The sequence below is a fragment of the Sphingomonas sp. Leaf38 genome (genome assembly GCF_001421825.1).
GTDB lineage: Bacteria > Pseudomonadota > Alphaproteobacteria > Sphingomonadales > Sphingomonadaceae > Sphingomonas.
This window is the reverse complement of record NZ_LMLD01000010.1, coordinates 113,454-131,871: the sequence shown is the minus strand read 5'-3', so window position 1 is coordinate 131,871 and position 18,418 is coordinate 113,454. Positions and strand designations below refer to the sequence as shown.

The 18,418-nt window shown below is 66.8% G+C and carries 16 protein-coding genes; 13 read left to right on the top strand and 3 right to left on the bottom strand.

From position 1 onward, the window contains the following. Window positions 1-50 precede the first annotated feature (50 nt). From recA to ASE88_RS06175, 3 genes are all read left to right on the top strand, one after another. A complete protein-coding gene (gene recA / locus ASE88_RS06185) occupies window positions 51-1,124 on the top strand; it encodes a recombinase RecA (RefSeq protein ID WP_055880491.1) in 1,074 nt (357 codons plus the stop codon). A 451-nt stretch (window positions 1,125-1,575) separates the two neighbouring features. Then, window positions 1,576-2,412 carry a class I SAM-dependent methyltransferase gene (locus ASE88_RS06180; RefSeq protein ID WP_056476682.1) on the top strand — a complete coding sequence of 279 codons (837 nt, stop codon included), beginning with the start codon at window positions 1,576-1,578 and terminating at the stop codon, window positions 2,410-2,412. 35 nt (window positions 2,413-2,447) lie between these two features. Next, complete coding sequence (locus ASE88_RS06175) at window positions 2,448-3,083, top strand: glutathione S-transferase family protein (RefSeq protein WP_056476678.1); 636 nt, start codon at window positions 2,448-2,450, stop codon at window positions 3,081-3,083. A gap of 214 nt (window positions 3,084-3,297) precedes the next feature. Here ASE88_RS06175 and ASE88_RS06170 read toward each other — a convergent pair whose 3' ends face one another. After that, entirely contained in the window at window positions 3,298-4,635 is a 1,338-nt protein-coding gene (locus tag ASE88_RS06170; protein ID WP_056476675.1) for a dicarboxylate/amino acid:cation symporter, read from the bottom strand. Between the two features lie 78 nt (window positions 4,636-4,713). Here ASE88_RS06170 and ASE88_RS06165 point away from each other — a divergent pair, with 78 nt between their 5' ends. Next, window positions 4,714-5,976, top strand: a complete 1,263-nt coding sequence (locus tag ASE88_RS06165) for a M24 family metallopeptidase (protein ID WP_156356962.1) — start codon at window positions 4,714-4,716, stop codon at window positions 5,974-5,976. A gap of 287 nt (window positions 5,977-6,263) precedes the next feature. Then, entirely contained in the window at window positions 6,264-8,906 is a 2,643-nt protein-coding gene (alaS, locus tag ASE88_RS06160; protein ID WP_056476671.1) for an alanine--tRNA ligase, read from the top strand. Between the two features lie 263 nt (window positions 8,907-9,169). Here the strand turns inward: alaS and ASE88_RS06155 are convergent, their stop codons facing one another. Beyond that, a complete protein-coding gene (locus ASE88_RS06155; RefSeq protein ID WP_056476668.1) occupies window positions 9,170-10,816 on the bottom strand; it encodes a thiamine pyrophosphate-binding protein in 1,647 nt (548 codons plus the stop codon). 123 nt (window positions 10,817-10,939) lie between these two features. Between ASE88_RS06155 and ASE88_RS06150 the strand changes: the two genes are divergently transcribed. The 6 genes from ASE88_RS06150 (at window position 10,940) to ASE88_RS06125 (ending at window position 15,398) form a co-directional block, all read left to right on the top strand. Next, complete coding sequence (locus ASE88_RS06150; protein WP_056476665.1) at window positions 10,940-11,839, top strand: SMP-30/gluconolactonase/LRE family protein; 900 nt, start codon at window positions 10,940-10,942, stop codon at window positions 11,837-11,839. 53 nt (window positions 11,840-11,892) lie between these two features. Continuing rightward, complete coding sequence (locus tag ASE88_RS06145) at window positions 11,893-12,603, top strand: CoA transferase subunit A (protein ID WP_056476661.1); 711 nt, start codon at window positions 11,893-11,895, stop codon at window positions 12,601-12,603. A gap of 122 nt (window positions 12,604-12,725) precedes the next feature. Then, the gene (locus tag ASE88_RS06140) at window positions 12,726-13,547 is read left to right on the top strand and encodes an HAD family acid phosphatase (protein ID WP_414893463.1); all 822 of its coding nucleotides are present in this window, start codon (window positions 12,726-12,728) and stop codon (window positions 13,545-13,547) included. Then, window positions 13,547-13,858, top strand: a complete 312-nt coding sequence (locus ASE88_RS06135; protein WP_162233400.1) for a DUF5076 domain-containing protein — start codon at window positions 13,547-13,549, stop codon at window positions 13,856-13,858. The genes ASE88_RS06140 and ASE88_RS06135 overlap by 1 nt, the downstream gene beginning before the upstream one ends. Beyond that, entirely contained in the window at window positions 13,858-14,493 is a 636-nt protein-coding gene (locus tag ASE88_RS06130; RefSeq protein ID WP_056476655.1) for a 3-oxoacid CoA-transferase subunit B, read from the top strand. The genes ASE88_RS06135 and ASE88_RS06130 overlap by 1 nt, the downstream gene beginning before the upstream one ends. Beyond that, the gene (locus ASE88_RS06125) at window positions 14,493-15,398 is read left to right on the top strand and encodes an alpha/beta hydrolase (protein WP_056476652.1); all 906 of its coding nucleotides are present in this window, start codon (window positions 14,493-14,495) and stop codon (window positions 15,396-15,398) included. The genes ASE88_RS06130 and ASE88_RS06125 overlap by 1 nt, the downstream gene beginning before the upstream one ends. Before the next feature lie 52 nt (window positions 15,399-15,450). On the opposite strand, the gene ASE88_RS19725 is transcribed toward ASE88_RS06125, so the two are convergent. Then, a complete protein-coding gene (locus tag ASE88_RS19725) occupies window positions 15,451-15,582 on the bottom strand; it encodes a hypothetical protein (protein WP_268795208.1) in 132 nt (43 codons plus the stop codon). Between the two features lie 44 nt (window positions 15,583-15,626). Here ASE88_RS19725 and ASE88_RS06120 point away from each other — a divergent pair, with 44 nt between their 5' ends. Together ASE88_RS06120 and leuC are read left to right on the top strand one after the other, a co-directional pair. Beyond that, complete coding sequence (locus tag ASE88_RS06120) at window positions 15,627-16,847, top strand: hypothetical protein (RefSeq protein ID WP_156356961.1); 1,221 nt, start codon at window positions 15,627-15,629, stop codon at window positions 16,845-16,847. 95 nt (window positions 16,848-16,942) lie between these two features. Continuing rightward, window positions 16,943-18,379 (top strand): 3-isopropylmalate dehydratase large subunit, encoded by a 1,437-nt coding sequence (gene leuC / locus ASE88_RS06115; protein ID WP_414893461.1) that lies wholly within the window; start codon window positions 16,943-16,945, stop codon window positions 18,377-18,379. Window positions 18,380-18,418: the final 39 nt, after the last annotated feature.

The window sequence follows — 18,418 nt, the reverse complement described above, 5'->3', positions numbered from 1 at the left end:
TGACGCGTTGAATGGCACGCGCGCTTGCTTTAGCGATGGGAGCATATTCGATGGCCGCTAATTTGAAAGTGATCGACACCGGCATGGCAACCGCAACCAACGACCGCCAGAAGGCGCTCGACGCCGCGCTCGCGCAGATCGACCGCGCGTTCGGCAAGGGCTCGGCGATGCGCCTTGGCTCCAAGGAAACGATGCAGGTCGAGGTCATCTCGACCGGCTCGCTCGGGCTCGACATCGCGCTCGGCGTCGGCGGCCTGCCGCGCGGCCGCGTGATCGAGATCTACGGGCCTGAAAGCTCGGGCAAGACCACGCTCGCGCTCCACGTGATCGCCGAGGCGCAGAAGAATGGCGGCACCGCCGCATTCGTCGATGCCGAGCATGCGCTCGACCCGGTCTATGCCAAGAAGCTCGGCGTCAACATCGACGAACTGATCGTGTCGCAGCCCGACACCGGCGAGCAGGCGCTCGAGATCGTCGACACGCTGGTGCGCTCGAACGCGATCGACGTGCTCGTGGTCGACTCGGTCGCCGCCCTCGTCCCGCGCGCGGAAATCGAGGGCGAGATGGGCGACAGCCATGTCGGCCTCCAGGCGCGCCTGATGTCGCAGTCGCTGCGCAAGCTCACCGGCTCGATCAGCCGTTCGCGCTGCATGGTGATCTTCATCAACCAGCTCCGCATGAAGATTGGCGTCATGTACGGTAACCCGGAGACGACGACGGGCGGCAACGCACTGAAATTCTACGCCTCGGTTCGCCTCGACATCCGCCGCATCGGCGCGGTCAAGGCCGGTGAAGAGGTGACGGGCAACCAGACGCGCGTGAAGGTCGTCAAGAACAAGGTCGCGCCGCCGTTCAAGCAGGTCGAATTCGACATCATGTACGGGCAGGGCGTCTCCAAGCTCGGCGAGATCCTCGATCTCGGCGTGAAGGCCGGGCTCGTCGAGAAGTCGGGCGCTTGGTTCAGCTACGACAGCGTCCGGCTCGGCCAGGGTCGCGAGAATTCGAAGACCTTCCTAAAGGACAACCCCGAAACCGCCGACCGCCTCGAAAAGCAGATCCGCGCGCGCACCGACAAGGTCGCCGAGGAAATGATGGTAGGCCCCGGCGCCGAAGACGACGCATAACCCGAACGCTCTCCCGTCAAGCGGGAGAGCCGGACTGCTTGACCCTCTCCCCTCGGGGGAGAGGGAGGGGCCCATTGCCCTTGCAATGGGAGGGCGAGGGCACGCGAGGAAACGCGTCGCCCCCAAGCCCACACCACCCCGGCGAACGCCGGGGCCAGTTGGGAAGGCCGCTCATGTCGAGTGCCACGACGACGCAAGCCCGCATCACCCCGGCGAAGGCCGGGGCCCAATTGGGATGGCTTTCCAATTCAGGTGCTACGACGCTCGCGCCCCGATGATCTCCCGCGAAGGCGGGAGCCCAGACTGGATCCCCGCCGTCGCGGGGAAACACGGATATGCAATCTACCGCGGCCGCGAAAAATCCCTCGACGCAGACCCCGCGCGAGCGTCTATACTTTCTATACTTCACTCCCCCCAACGCCCCGAACCCCAAGCATGAAGCGCGCCGCTGATGACCACAGGCTTTGACTGGACCGGCAGGATTGGCGACGTCTGGGCCGAGGAATGGCGCCGCACCGACCGCAGCTTCGCCACCCTCACGCCGCACCTGAACGCCGCGATCCTCGCCGCCGCCGCGCCACACACCGCCAAGGTCATCGACATCGGCTGCGGCGCGGGCGCGACCACGCTCACCACCGCACAAGCGCTCCCGAACGCGACCGTCACCGGTATCGATCTCTCCCCCAACCTGATCGAAACCGCCCGGCAGCGCGCTGCGGACCAGGCCAACGCGCAATTCGAATGCGCCGACATCACCGCCGCCGCCGCGAACCATGCCCCGGTCGACCTCTACGTCTCGCGCCACGGTGTCATGTTCTTCGCCGACCCCGTCGCCGCCTTCGCCGCGCTCGCCGCTGCCGCCGCCCCGGCCGCGACCCTCGTCTTCTCCTGTTTCGCCGAACGCGCCGCCAATCGCTGGGCCACCGAAACCATCGCCGCAACCGGCGGCGATGCGGACGCGCCAGCGACCACCGCGCCCGGTCCGTTCGCGTTCGCCGACCCAGGCCATGTCGCCGCCATCCTCGCCGACGCCGGCTGGGACGCCGAACCGCCGCGCCGTATCGACTTCGCCTATCGCGCCGGTGGCGGACCCGACCCCGTCGCCGACGCGGTCGACTATTTCCGCCGCATCGGCCCCGCCGCCTCCGCGATCCGCGACGCGGCGCCCGCGGAACGCGCGCGCCACATCGCGCGTCTCACCCAGGTCTGCGACCGTCACCGGACCGGCGACATGGTGGAATTTCCCGCCGTCGCCTGGATCTGGACGGCGCGCATTTCGGGCGGATGACCGCGTCGACGGCATAGAAGAGCAGGGGAACCAGCATGATCATCGTCCATCACCTCGAAAACTCGCGATCGCAGCGGATCCTGTGGATGCTCGAGGAACTCGGGCTCCCCTACGAGATCAAGCGCTACGAGCGGAACCCCGCGACCATGCTCGCCCCGCCCGAACTCAAGAAGGTCCACCCGCTCGGCAAGTCGCCGGTGATCGAGGACACCGATGTCGAAGGGGGGCAAGTCATCGCCGAGACCGGCGCGATCGTCGAATATCTCGTCGACAAGGCGGACGGCAAACTCGGCGCGCCCGCCAATCGCGGCGATGCGCTGCGCTACCGCTTCTGGCTGCATTACGCCGAAGGCTCGATGATGCCGCCGCTGCTGCTGAAACTCGTCCTCGCGCGCATCCCGATCATGGGCAGGGTCGCGGTCAAGAAGATCCAGCCGATGATCGACGTGCATCTCGACTATGTCGAATCCGAACTGGCGCAACGCCCCTGGTTCGCCGGCGCCGAGATGACCGCCGCCGACATCATGATGAGCTTCCCGCTCGAAGCCGCGCGCAGCCGCGGCGGCCTGAACGAATCCCGCCCCGCCACGATCGCCTGGCTCGCCAAGATCCATGCGCGGCCTGCGTATCAGGCGGGACTCAAGCGGGGCGGCCCCTACGCCTACGCATAGGAGCCGAACTGCGGATCAAAAGCGCTACCGTTCCCTTACGACCTCCCCGGCGAAGGCCGGGGCCCAGTTGGAAAGGTCAGAGTGAAGATGCGCAACGGTCGCCATCGGCGTCTCCAAACTGGACCCCGGCCTCCGCCGGGGAGGTACCTCTTCGGTGGTCTGCTAGCCTAAAGGGCATCCCGGGATGGCATCGCTGCGACAATGCTCATCGACGCTAAACCTGCCCCGGCCCGATCTTCTCGTAGCTATCCACGTTCACCTTCGGCCCATGCCCGGTCGGCGCATGCGGAAAGTCCCGGTCGGCAGGCTCGCGCTCGTCGAGCCCGCCCTCCCATTTCGCGACAACCGTCGCCGCGACCGCATTGCCAATCACATTGGTCGCCGAGCGCCCCATGTCGAGGAAATGGTCCACGGCCAGGATCAGCAGGATACCCGCCTCGGGGATCTTGAACATCGACAGCGTCCCCGCGATCACAACCAGCGACGCGCGCGGCACGCCGGCGATCCCCTTCGACGTGACCATCAGCACCAGCAGCATCGCGATCTGCTGCCCGATCGGCATGTCGATGCCGTAGGCCTGCGCGATGAACAGCGACGCGAACGTCATGTACATCATCGATCCGTCGAGGTTGAACGAATAGCCGAGCGGCAGCACGAAGCTGGCGATCCGCGGCGGCACGCCGAAGCGGTCGAGCGCCTCCAGCGTCCGCGGATACGCCGCCTCCGACGACGCCGCCGAGAAGGCGAGGATCAGCGGATCGCGGATATAGCGCACCAGCAACCGCGTCCGCGGGCCGATCAGCACGAACGCGATCCCGATCAGCAGCGCCCACAGCAGCGCGAGCCCGAGATAGAAGCACAGCATGAAATAGCCGAGGTCGCCGAGAATGCTCGGGCCGCGCTCGGCGAGCGTCGCGGTCACCGCGGCGAACACCGCGAACGGCGCGAACCGCATCACGTAATTGGTGATCTGAAGCATCACCGCGACCAGCGCCTCGATCGCCTTCACGAGCGGCGCGGCTTTCTCGCCGACCGCGGTGATCGCCACGCCGACGAACACCGAGAAGACGACGATCTGCAGGATCTCGTTGCTCGCCATCGCCGCGATCATCGAATCGGGGACGATGTGCGAGATGAACTTGGCGAGGTCGAACGCCGCGGCATCCACCCCGCTCGACGCGGTCGCGGGCGGGATCGCCAACTCGAGGCCGACGCCCGGCTGCAACACATTGACCAGGATCATGCCCAGCGTCAGCGACAATAGCGACGCGCAGACGAACCAGCCGAGGCTGCGCAGGCCGACGCGACCCAGCGCGCCGGTGTCGCCCATATGCGCGATGCCGACGACCAGCGTCGAGAAGACTAGCGGCGCGATGATCATCTTGATCAGCCGCAGGAACAGCGACGTCACGATCGAAAAATAGCCCGCAATGTCCTTCAGCTGCGCGGCCGATGCGGCGGTGCCGTCGTCGATCGATGCGTTGAGGATCCAGCCGACGACCAGACCCGCGACCAGCCCCAGCAAGATGTAATAGGTTAGCCGCTTGGCCATTAATCGCTCCCGAATTTCGTGCGCGAGGGAAGGGGATTGCGGCGCTCGGGTCAAGCACCCTATCGTCCGGCGATGTCGATGACCGCCTTTAAACCTTCGCGCCGCACGCTGCTTGGCCTTGCCGCCGCGGCGCCTTTGCTGTCCATTAGCACCCTCCTGCGCGCCGCGGAACCGGACCTGTCCGCGCTGTCCGATATCACTGGCGCAGCGAAACCGATCGACGCCGCCGAGCGCGCCGCACGGCTGGTTCGCGCGCAGTCGCTGATGAAGGCGGCGGGGATCGGCGCGGTGCTGATCGAGCCCGGATCGTCTATGATCTACTTCACCGGCGTCCGCTGGCACACCAGCGAGCGGCTGACGCTGGCGGTGATTCCGGTCGAGGGGACGCCGTGCATCGTCACGCCCTTCTTCGAGGAGCCCTCGGTGCGCGAGACGCTCGCCGTCCCCGCCGACGTCCGCGTGTGGCAGGAGGACGAGAATCCGCTGCGCGTGGTGGCCGGGTTCCTGCGCGATCGCAAACTCGCCGCGCGGCCGATCGCGCTGGAGGCCGACGTCCGCTATTTCGCCTATGCGGGCCTTGCGCGCGTGCTGCCGGGGGCGAAGATCGTGTCGGCCGATCCGGTCGTCCGCGCCAGCCGGATGATCAAGACCCCTGCCGAGATCGCGCTGATGCAGACGGCGACCGACGTCACGCTCGCCGCCTATCGCTGGACCAAGGCGCGCGTCGAAACCGGCATGACCGGCGCGCAGATCGGCGCGCTGATGACCGCCGCGACGAAGGCTTTGGGCGGCGCGCCCGAATTCTCGATGGCGCTGGTCGGCGAGGCGTCGGCCTATCCGCACGGCAGCCGCGAGATCCACCGCGTCGCCGACGGGCAGGTCGTGCTGATGGATTGCGGGTGCACGGTGCAAGGCTATCAGTCGGACGTCTCGCGCACCTGGGTGCACGGCACCGCGACCGCCGACCAGCGCAAGACCTGGGATCAGGTGGCCCGCGGGCAACAGGTCGCCTTTGCCGCCGCAAAGATCGGCGCGACCGCGGGCAGCGTCGATGATGCGGTCCGGCGCTATTACGAAACGCTCGGCTACGGTCCGGGCTACACGCTCCCCGGCCTGTCGCACCGGACGGGGCACGGGATCGGTATGGACGGCCACGAACCCGTCAACTTCGTCCGCGGCGAGACGACGCGGCTGGCGGCAGGGATGTGCTTCTCCGACGAGCCCGGGCTCTACACGCCGGGCAAATACGGCGTCCGGATCGAGGACTGCTTCCACATGACCGACGCCGGGCCGAAGTGGTTCAGCGAACCGCCCAGTTCGATCGACGCACCGCTCGGGTAGGCGCGCCTCCCCCCGCCAACGCGACCACCCCGGCGAAGGCCGGGGCCCAATTGGAAAGGTGGAAATAAGGGAGCACCGCGCTTCGTTATAACCGTCCCCCAATTGGGCCCCGGCCTTCGCCGGGGTGGCGGCTGTGGCCAGCGACACCCCGCACCTCCTTGTTCTCCCGCGAAGGCGGGAGCCCAGTCTGGGTCCCCGCCTTCGCGGGGACACATGCTACTTTGGTTGATGAAGCCCCCACACACCTCTACTTGAGCGAACCGCCGCGCTCGCCTAAGTCCCCCGGCATGACATCGACGAACGACATCCGCCGCGGCTTCCTCGACTATTTCGGTTCGCAGGGGCACCAGATCGTGCCCTCCGCGCCGCTGGTGCCGCAGAACGACCCGACGCTGATGTTCGTCAATGCGGGGATGGTGCCGTTCAAGAACGTCTTTACCGGTCTCGAATCGCGTCCCTACAGCACTGCGACGTCCAGCCAGAAGTGCGTCCGCGCGGGCGGCAAGCACAATGATCTCGACAATGTCGGCTATACCGCACGGCATCACACCTTCTTCGAAATGCTCGGTAATTTCTCGTTCGGCGATTATTTCAAGGAACAGGCGATCACGCACGCCTGGACGCTGCTGACCAAGGAATGGGGCCTGTCGCCGGACAGACTGACCGCGACCGTCTATCACACCGACGACGAGGCGTTCGACCTCTGGAAGAAGATCGCGGGCCTCCCCGAGCACCGCATCATCCGCATCCCGACCAAGGACAATTTCTGGTCGATGGGCGACAACGGACCGTGCGGACCGTGCTCGGAGATCTTCTACGACCACGGCGACCACATCCCCGGTGGCCCTCCCGGCAGTCCCGACGAGGATGGCGATCGCTTCGTCGAGATCTGGAACCTCGTGTTCATGCAATATGAGCAGGAAAATGCCGAGATCGTCGGCAACCTGCCCAAGCCCTCGATCGACACCGGCATGGGGCTCGAGCGGATCGCCGCGGTGATGCAGGGCGTCACCGACAATTACGACACCGACACGTTCAAGGCGCTGATCGCGGCGTCGGGCGCGCTGACGCATACCGCGACGAACGGCGCGAATACGGCCAGCCACCGCGTGATCGCCGACCATCTGCGTACCGCGGGCTTCCTGGTCGCAGACGGCGTGCTGCCCGCCAACGAAGGCCGCGGCTACGTGCTGCGCCGGATCATGCGCCGCGCGATGCGCCACGCGCATATCCTTGGCGCCAAGGAGCCGTTGATGCACCGGCTGGTCCCCGCGCTGGTCACGGAGATGGGCGCCGCCTATCCCGAACTGTCGCGCGCGCGCCCGCTGATCGAGGCGACGCTGCAGCAGGAGGAGACGCGCTTCCGCCAGACGCTCGACAAGGGGCTGAAGCTGCTCGACGAGGCGACCGCGGACATGACCGAGGGGACGCTCGCGGGCGACGTCGCGTTCAAGCTCTACGACACCTATGGCTTCCCCTACGACCTGACCGAGGACGCGCTGCGCGACCGCGGGCTGGCGGTCGATCGCGAAGGCTTCGACACCGCGATGGCCGAGCAGAAGCGCGCCGCGCGGGCCGCCTGGAAGGGGTCGGGCGCGAAGGCCTCGGACGATATCTGGTTCGACATCGTCGAGCAGACCGGCGGCACCGAATTCCTCGGCTATGCGTCAGACACCGGCGAGGGCGAGGTCGTCGCCTTGGTCAAGGACGGCGCGCGCGTCGACCACGCGACCACCGGCGACACCGTCTCGATCGTCGTCAACCAGACGCCGTTCTACGGCGAGAGCGGCGGGCAGGTCGGCGATGCCGGGCACATCTCGACCGACACCGGGCTGCGCGCGACCGTCACCGAGACATCGAAGCAGCTCGGCCGCGTGTTCGTCCATCACGCGATCGTCGATGCGGGCGGCATCAAGGTCGGCGAGTCCGTGAAACTCCAGATCGACGTCGCGCGCCGCGCGCAGATCCGCGCCAACCACTCCGCGACGCATCTGCTGCACGAGGCGCTGCGCGAACGCCTTGGCAAGCATGTCGCGCAGAAGGGGAGCCTCGTCGCGCCCGATCGCCTGCGCTTCGACTTCTCGCAGCCGGTCGCGATGACCCCCGCCGACATCGCGCAGGTCGAGGCCGACGTGAACGCGCAGGTCCGCGGCAACGGCGCGGTCACCACGCTGCTGATGACCCCCGACGACGCGATCGCGATGGGCGCGATGGCGCTGTTCGGCGAGAAATATGGCGACGAGGTCCGCGTCGTCTCGATGGGGTCCACGGACGAACGCACCTATTCGATCGAGCTGTGCGGCGGCACGCACGTCACCGCGCTCGGCGATATCGGGCTGTTCAAGGTCGTCGGCGAAGGCGCGGTCTCGAGCGGCGTGCGTCGCGTCGAGGCGCTGACCGGCGAGGCGGCGCGCGCCTATCTCACCGGCCGCGACGATCGCCTGCGCGAGGCGGCGGCGGCGCTAAAATCGACTCCCGACGAAGTGCCCGCGCGGGTCGCGGCGCTGATTGAGGATCGCCGGCGTCTCGAGCGCGAACTCGCAGATGCGAAGAAGGCACTGGCGCTCGGCGGCGGCAGCGGCGGTGAGGCTGCGGGCTCCGAAGAAGTCGGCGGCGTGGCGTTCATCGGGCAGGTGCTCAACGACTTCGAGGCGAAGGGCCTGCGCGGCGCGGTCGACGAGGCCAAGCAGCGGCTGGGGTCGGGGATCGCGATGCTCGTTGCGATCAACGACGGTCGAGCCTCGGTCGCGGTCGGTGTGACCGCAGATCTGGTCGGCAGCCGCAACGCCGTCGACCTGCTGAAGATCGCGGTCGCGGCGCTCGGCGGGCAGGGTGGCGGTGGCCGTCCCGACATGGCGCAGGGCGGCGGCCCCGATGGCGACAAGGCGGCGGACGCGGTGGCCGCGGTGCGGGCAGCGCTGGCGGGCTGACGGCCGCCCCGTTCCCCCGCGAAGGCGGGGCCCCCAGCTAAGTCCCGATAGCGCCCGGTACCCTGGGCCCCCGCCTTCGCGGGGGAACGGTGAGAGTGAATGGCAGCACCAGCATCACCACCACCCCGGCGAAGGCCGGGGCCCAATTGGGAAGGTCGATGTAATGGAGGGCCGTCGGTCGTTACTGCCGTCCCCCAATTGGGCCCCGGCCTTCGCCGGGGTGGGGCTTTCGGTGAGGTAGTGGCGGTATCACCAGCTAAGGATCACGCCGCCCCGCGCACCTTGGCCAGCGTCGTCCCAGCGGTAATCGCCTCGATATCCGTCACCAGATGCAGCATCCGCACGCCCGATCGCGCCATCGCCCGGTCCAGCGCATCGACGAAATCGCTCGTCTGCGTCACCGTCTCCGCCCAGCATCCATAAGCCCGCCCGAGCGCCGCAAAGTCCGGATTGCGCAGCGCCGTCCCCGACACCCGCCCCGGATACTCCCGCTCCTGGTGCATCCGGATCGTGCCGTAAGTGCCGTTGTCGACGACCAGCACCAGCATGTCCGCCCCGTGCGCCACCGCGGTCGCCAGCTCCTGCCCGTTCATCAGGAAGCACCCGTCGCCCGCGAGCGCCACGACCGTCCGCTCGGGATGCCGCAGCGATGCGGCGACCGCCGCGGGCACGCCATACCCCATCGCTCCCGCGGTCGGGGCGAGCTGCGTCCCCGGTCCGGCATAGGCCCAGTAGCGATGCCACCAGCCCGAATAATTCCCCGCGCCGTTGCAGATGATCGCATCCGCGGGCAGCCGCTCGCGCATCGCGGTCACGCACGGACCCAGATCCATCGCGAGATCGCGCGGGCGTGGCGTCGACCAGTCGAGCCATTCGGCATGCGCCTCCTGCCCGGCGGTGCGCGGCGGCAGGTCGAGCAGCAGCAACGCCTCCGCGAACTCCGCCATCCCCGCACACACCGCGACGTCGGCGCGGTACGCGCGGTTGAGCTCGTCCGGATCGGGGTGGACGTGGATCAGCCGCTGGCCCGGATGATCGGGCGTGATCAGCGCATAGCCATCGGTCGTCGCCTCCCCCAGCCGCGGTCCGACGACCAGCAGCAGATCCGCCGCCTTCACCCGCTCGACCAGCTTGGGGTTGGGGCCATAGCCCAGATTGCCCGCCCAGACCGGGCACGCGTTCGGGATCGCATCCTGCCGCCGGAACGCCGCGGCGACCGGAATGCCGTTGCGATCCGCCCAGGTCGAGAACGCGCCCGACGCCGCCACGTCCCAGCCCGCCCCGCCGACGATCGCGACGGGCCGCTCCGCCGTCGTCAGCAGGTCGGCGAGCAGGTCCATCGTATCGGTGTCGCAGCCTTGCGCCACGCGCTCGACCCGCGGGCGATCCACCGCGTCCACGACGTCGAGCAGCATGTCCTCGGGCAGCGCGAGCACCACCGGCCCCGGCCGTCCCGACAGCGCCGTCGCATAGGCGCGCGCGACATATTCCGGGATCCGTCGCGCATCGTCGATCCGCGCCGCCCATTTGGCGATCGGCGCGAACATCGCCTGGAAATCGATCTCCTGGAACGCCTCGCGGTCGCGCGTGCCGCGGTCGATATCGCCGACGAACAGGATCATCGGCTGCGAATCCTGCATCGCGACGTGCACGCCGATCGACGCGTTGGTCGCGCCGGGCCCGCGGGTCACGAACGCGACGCCCGGCCGGTGCGTCAGCGTGCCGTCCGCGCACGCCATGAACGCGACGCCGCCCTCCTGCCGGCACACCACCAGGTCGACCGCCGGCGTATCGTGCAGCGCGTCGAGGACGGCGAGGAAGCTTTCTCCAGGGACGGTGAAGATCCGATCGCAGCCCTGTGCGACGAGTTGGTCGACCAGGATGCGGCCGCCGGTGCGTGTGGTGCTCATCGCGGCATCCTGCCGTCCGTTTCGCGCGAAGTCGAGAAACGTCGTGCGCCCGCGGCGTTCTCGCTTACTCTTGCCGCGTTCGCGAAGCCGGGGCCGAACCCGACTCAGGGCAAGGAGAGGATCATGACCGAATTCATCACCGTCGCCAGCGGCTTGCGCTTTCCGGAGGGCCCGGTGGCGATGCCCGATGACAGCATCATCCTCGTCGAGATCGAGGCGGGCCGCATCACCCGCATCGCCGCCGATGGCACCAGGACGACGGTCGCCGAACCCGGCGGCGGCCCCAACGGGCTCGCAATCGGTCCCGACGGCAAGCTCTATTGCTGCAACAATGGCGGCTTCGCCTGGCGCGAGGCGAACGGCTTCCTGACCCCGCACGGCCAGCCGCACGACTATTCGGGCGGGCGCATCGAGCGGATCGACATCACCACCGGCGCGGTCGAGACGCTCTACCGGGAGGGCGACTTCGGCTGCACGCTGCGCGGCCCGAACGACATCGTCTTCGATTCGCACGGCGGCTTCTGGTTCACCGATCACGGCAAATCGCGCGATCGGGCGCGCGACATCACCGGCATCTTCTACGCCAAAGCGGATGGCAGCCACCTCGAGGAAGTCATCTTCCCCAGCGAAAATCCCAATGGCATCGGCCTTTCGCCAGACGGGACGCGTCTGTACGCGGCGGAAACCTTCACCTGCCGGCTGATAGCGTTCGACATCGTCGCGCCCGGCAAGGTCGCCAGCGCCTCGGCGACGCCGCTCTACCGTCCCGCCGGGTACAAGTTCTTCGATTCGCTCGGCGTGGAGGCGGGCGGCAACATCTGCGTCGCGACGATCGGGGAATGCGGGATCAGCGTGATCTCGCCAGCGGGAGATCTGGTCGAGTTCGTCGCGACCGACGACGTCTTCACCACCAACATCTGCTGGGGCGGCGCGGACGGGACGGACGCCTATATCACCTGCTCCGGCAGCGGCCGGCTGGTGAAGACGCGGTGGAAACGGCCCGGTCTCGCGCTCGCTTACTAAGTTGCCGAGCGCCGGACGGCGTCTTATGCGAGGCCAAAGCTCTAGGAGGATGCATGGCGAACAAGCGCTACACCGATGCGGCAATGGCACTTGAGGGGTTGCTGTTCGACGGCATGACGATCTGTGCCGGCGGGTTCGGGCTGTGCGGCATCCCCGAGCGGCTGATCGATGCGATCGAGGCATCGGGGGTCAAGGATCTGACGATCGCCAGCAACAATGCCGGGATCGACGGACAGGGCCTCGGCAAGCTGCTCCGCTCGCGCCAGGTCAAGAAGATGATCTCGTCCTATGTGGGCGAGAACAAGGAATTCGAGCGGCAATATCTGAGCGGCGAGCTCGAGGTCGAATTCTGCCCGCAGGGCACGCTCGCCGAGCGCTGCCGGGCGGGCGGCGCGGGCATTCCCGGCTTCTATACCAAGACTGGCGTCGGCACGCTGGTGGCGGAGGGCAAGGAGGTGAAGAGCTTCGACGGGCAGGAGTATATCCTCGAACGCGGCATCCGCGCGGACCTGAGCATCATCAAGGGGTGGAAGGCGGACGAAAGCGGCAACCTGATCTTCCGCAAGACCGCGCGCAACTTCAACCAGCCGATGGCCACCGCGGGGAAGATCTGCGTCGCCGAGGTCGAGGAGATCGTCCCCGTCGGCAGCCTCGATCCCGACACGATCCACCTGCCGGGGATCTATGTGAAGCGGATGATCGTCGGCTCGCCCTACGATAAGCAGATCGAATTCCGCACCGTCCGCGAGCGGGTCTCGGCGTGACGCCTTATCGCAGACATAAGCTGTTCTCCTGCGCACGCAGGAGCCTAGGGTTAAAAGCGTTGCGGCTGGTATCCTGGGCTCCTGCGTTCGCAGGAGCACTGGCGCTTCAGGGGTGCGTCAGCGTGTCCGCGCCGACGTCGATCGCCGCGTCACCCACCGCCGCGGTGCCCGTGACGGTCGACGGCGTGCCCGCGGGGATGCAGTATCTCTACGCCTCGGGCGAGGCGGCCGCGGTCAGCGTCCAGGCGTGGAACGGGCTCGTCGGGTACGTCCGCGCGCAGCGTGCGCCGGTATCGGTCGTCCTCGCGCCCGGCGCGTCGCTTGCCGCGCCCAGCTGGACCGCGTGCGGCACCAAGCCGAAAGCGGCGGTGTTCGACGTCGACGAGACCGTGCTGCTCAACCTCGGCTTCGAATATGACGCGGCGTCGGGCCAGCCCTGGTCCGATTCGCGCTGGCAGGCGTGGGAGCGCACCGGCATCAAGCAGGTCGCGCCCGTCCCCGGCGCGCTGGCGGCGCTGGCACAACTCCGCGCGATGGGCGTGACGGTGGTCTTCAACACCAACCGCTCCGCCGCCAACGCCGCGCAGACGCAAGCCGCGATCGAGGGGGCAGGGCTCGGCCCCGCGCGCCATGGCGAAACGCTGTTCCTGTCGGGCGACGATGCGACCGGCTCCAAAAAGGACGGCCGCCGCGCGAGGATCGCGTCGAAATACTGCGTCGTCGCGATGGGCGGCGATCAGCTCGGCGATTTCAGCGACCTGTTCAACGCAGGGCAAACCCCCGCCGCGCGTCGCGCCGTGGTGCAGTCGCCCGCGATCACCGCGAAATGGGGGGCAGGGTGGTTCGTGCTGCCCAACCCCGTCTACGGCACCGCGCTGAAAGGCTCGCGTGACGACGTGTTCCCGCCCAACGTCCAATGGGCCCCGACTGGAGGCATGCGCTGATGGCCGATCACGCCAACGCAATCAAACTTGATGCAGGCGCTGCACTGACCGACGAATCGGTCGAGGTCGCGCGCATCTGGATCACCAACAATGCGGGCAGCAACGTGCTGATCGATGCGGGCGTGCTCGAGGATCCGACGGTGTTCGGCTATCTGCTCGCCGATACGATCCGCCACGCCGCGCGCGCCTATGCGGGCACGTGGGGCCTTGCCGAGCATGCCGCGTTGCAGGCCATCGTCGAGGGCGTCAGCGCCGAACTGCGCGAACAGGTCACGACCATCTCGACCATCCAGGAAGGAACGTTCAACTGATGCCGTGGGATCGCAACCAGATGGCCGCGCGCGCCGCCAGGGAACTGAAGGACGGCTATTACGTCAATCTCGGCATCGGCATCCCGACGCTGGTCGCCAACAACATCCCGGACGGGATGACCGTCACGCTCCAGTCGGAGAACGGGATGCTCGGGATCGGCCCGTTCCCCTATGCGGGTGAGGAGGATGCCGACCTGATCAATGCGGGCAAGCAGACGATCAGCGAACTGCCCTCGTCGGTGTATTTCAGCTCGTCCGACAGCTTCGCGATGATCCGCGGCGGGCATATCGACCTGACGGTGCTCGGCGCGATGGAGGTCAGCGAAGACGGCGACATCGCCAACTGGATGATCCCGGGCAAGATGATCAAGGGCATGGGCGGCGCGATGGATCTCGTCGCGGGCGTCAAGCAGATCATCGTCGTGATGGATCACACCGCCAAGGACGGCACGCCGAAGTTCATCCCGGCGTGCTCGCTGCCGCTGACCGGCAAGAACGTCGTCGACATGATCGTCACCGATCTCGCGGTGTTCCAGCGGCCCGATCACGAGTCGCCGTTCAAGCTGATCGAACTCGCCCCTGGCGTCACCGCGGACGAGGTCGCGGCGAAAACTACCGCGCACCACACCGCCTGATGAAGCGTGCGGCTATCGTCCTGGCGTTGATCGTGATCCTGATCGCGGGCGCGGCGTTCGGCGCGGGGCCGGGTACGCTTAGCGTCCTAGACGGCGTGACGGGCGGTGGCCGCGGGACCGCGCGGGTCCGCGAGGGGGTGCCGTTTGGCACGCATGGCCAGAAGCTCGACGTCTGGCGACCATCGGGCGGCGCGAAGACCGGGTTGCCGGTGCTGATCTTCTGGTATGGCGGCGGCTGGGTGCATGGCGCGCGCGACGCCTATGCGTTCGCCGCGCGCGCCTATGCGAAGGCGGGCTACGTCGTCGTCATGCCCGATTACCGCAAGGTCCCCGACGTGCGCTTCCCCGCCTTCCTCCAGGATGGCGTCGAAGCGGTGAAATGGACCCGCGATCACATCGCGCAATCGGGCGGCGACCCCAACCGGATCGCGGTCGCCGGCCACTCGGCAGGCGCCTATACCGTCGCGATGCTGACGCTCGACCAGCGCTGGCTGAAGGCGGAGGGCGTCGACCCGCACATCATCAAGGCCGCGGTTGGCCTGTGTGGGCCCTACGACTTCTACCCCTTCACCGCACAACGCGCGATCGACGCGATGCAGGGCGCCGCCGACCCGGTGATGACGCAGCCGATCCACTTCGCGCGCGCGGATACGCCGCCGATGCTGCTGATCACCGCGGGCGACGACACGCAGGTCAAGCCGCACAACGCGATCAACCTGACCGCACGGTTGAGGGCGCTCGGCGCGCCGGTGACGCATATCGATTATCCCGGACTGACCCACGAGAACGTCGTGATGGCGCTATCGAAACCATTCCGCGGGAAAGCACCCGTGCTCGCCGACAGCGTCGCGTTCCTGACCCGAATCGATGTGGTAAGCAGCGCGAAACGATCCGATACGGACTAGCGCAAATCGGATCAGTAAAACGCAAAGTATAAGTGCGTAAACATGCTGATATTCATTGTATTTCAGCGCAGCGAACCGTGTCAAAAATCAGCAATGCTTCATATCGGATCATGTCATCGTTGACGCCAGGAGGCAGAGAGTCGGACATGAAGGTGGGCGCTGGAAATTCGAAGATGATCGTCATCATTCGTCTTTAGATGTTTGCGCTCTCTTCACGAAAGGCAAACCATGTCAGACCCCACGACGGTTCTCGATACCGTGAATGCACAATGGTATAATACATTGGCGAAGGAGTTGAACCTTTCGGTTCAGGAATTCCAGCTGAGTCAGGGCGACGTCATCCTGCCGCGGACGACCGATCAGCTTTGGGACATGATGAACGAACTGCCCATGGATACGGTGGTGCAATATTATACGCCCGACACGCTGGTCAGCTTTTCGAGCCAGTACACGTCGCTGCTGTCGTTCGTGCAGGCGCCGAACGCCGCGGAGTTCGGCACGGCAATGGGATCGAGCAACATGTCGGCCTGGACCACGACCAAGAGCGCGTATTTCAAAGCAAATCCCTCGGCATTCAGCGATTCGGCAACCGTCCTGCAGACGGCGTTGGAAAACCTGTTCCAGAATTGGAGCATGGCCGAGCTCGTGCCCAATCCCGGATCCGCGGCGCAATGCTATACGCTCTACCGCGCCGGGTTCGAAAATCCGATCTACATCGCACAGGAGCTGCAGCTGAATCTGCCGCTTGGCGGGCCCGCGGCGTTCAACCAGACCTATGATCAGGTATTGAGCGATATCGCCGTCGCACCCAGCGTCAAGTTCACGATGCAGTCGGCCACGGCATCATCGGACATCAGCGAGTCCTGGGCGAACAGCAGCAACTCGACCGGCGGCAGTTATTTCTACTCGAAATCGAGCAGCTCGGAGTCGAGCGACTTTTCGCAGACATTCGCATCGGCCGATTTTTCGGTCGCGGTGTCCTATGAGCATTTCATCAACGTGACGGCGCAGCCCTTGTCGGGCGAGTCGATCAAGGCCGATACGACGACCTATCTGCCCTGGTATTATGGCGCGGCGCTGGCCTATGCGTACAACAACAAGACGGCCGAGGTGTGGACCGATTTGGCGCAGTGGGAGGCGCTGTTCGGCGCCAAGGGCTCGATGCAATATGTCGTGACCAGCCTGATCATCGCGGACGGTACGTCGACGACGACGACATCGTCGCAGACGTTCAGCGCCGCTGAGCAGACTTATGCGCATATCACCAGCGACGAGGGCTATGGTTGCTGGCCCTATTATGTCAGCAACAGCTCGGACAGCACGACGCAGACCAGCACAACGTTCAATTCGGCGAGCAACCTGGTCGTGACGACGACATCGGCGCTCGGCAATCCGATCGTCGTCGGTGTCCTGGTATCGTCGGTCAAGGACCTGGCGCAGGACGGTTAGGCCGCCAGCGGCCGCGACACACGTCGCGTAGAACTCGGTCGATAGTTGCGCTTGGGCTTTGCCTGGGCGCAACTATCGGTTAACGGGGCGCCATTATGGCGACTCCACAAACCTTGTACGAGAAGATCTGGGCCGCCCATGTCGTCGAACGTCGCGACGATGGCACCTGCCTGATCTATATCGATCGTCACCTCGTTCACGAGGTCACCAGCCCGCAGGCGTTCGAAGGTCTCCGCGTTGCCGGGCGCAAGGTGCGTCGTCCCGACCTGACGCTTGCCGTCCCCGACCACAACCTCCCGACGACTCCGCGCAAGGACGCCGCCGGGCGCGTCCTGCCCATCGCCGATCCCGAAAGCGCACAGCAACTCGACGCGCTGCGCCGCAACACGACGGAGTTCGGCATCGACTATATCGATGCGACCGCGGCGGAGCAGGGCATCGTTCACGTGGTCGGCCCCGAGCAGGGCTTCACGCTCCCCGGCACGACATTGGTCTGCGGCGACAGCCACACGTCGGCACATGGCGCGCTCGGCGCCTTGGCGTTCGGGATCGGCACCAGTGAGGTCGAACACGTCCTCGCCACACAGACACTGCTGCTCTCGCAGGCCAAGACGATGGAAGTCCGCGTCGACGGCGACCTCGGCTTCGGCGTCAGCCCGAAGGACGTCATCCTCGCGATCATCGGCAAGATCGGCGCGGCGGGCGGCACCGGCCACGTCATCGAGTTCACCGGCAGTGTGATCCGCGCGATGTCGATCGAAGGCCGCCTGACGATCGCCAACATGTCGATCGAGGCAGGCGCGCGCGCGGGTCTGATCGCGCCCGACGACACGACCTTCGCCTATCTCAAGGGCCGGCCGATGGCGCCGACCGGCGAGAATTGGGACAAGGCGGTCGCCTGGTGGCGTAGCCTCGCGACCGATCCCGGAGCGCGCTACGACAAGACTGTGGTGCTCGATGCCGCCGATATCGCCCCCGGCCTCACCTGGGGCACCAGCCCCGAGGACGTCGTCGCGATCACCGGCGTCGTCCCCGAACCGTCGAGCTTCGCCGACCCCGCCAAGCAGGCGGCGGCGCAGAAGTCGCTCGACTATATGGGGCTGACCGCGGGCACCGCGATGCGCGACGTCACGATCCAGCACGTCTTCATCGGCAGCTGCACCAACAGTCGCATCGAGGACCTGCGCGCCGCCGCCGCGATCGCCGACGGGCGCCATGTCGCGGATGGCGTGCGCGCGCTCGTCGTCCCCGGCTCGGGCCTCGTCAAGCGGCAGGCGGAAGCCGAGGGGCTCGACCGGATCTTCATCACGGCAGGGTTCGAATGGCGCGAGCCGGGCTGTTCGATGTGCCTGGCGATGAACCCGGACAAAGTCCCTGCGGGGGAGCGTTGCGCTTCCACGTCGAACCGTAATTTCGTCGGCCGACAGGGTCCCGGAGCGCGCACGCATCTGGTATCACCCGCGATGGCGGCGGCAGCGGCGGTAACCGGCAAGCTGAGCGACGTCAGAGAGTTGATGGGGGAAGTAGCGTGAAGAAGGTTTTCGTACTGCTGGCGGCGGGCGCCATGATCA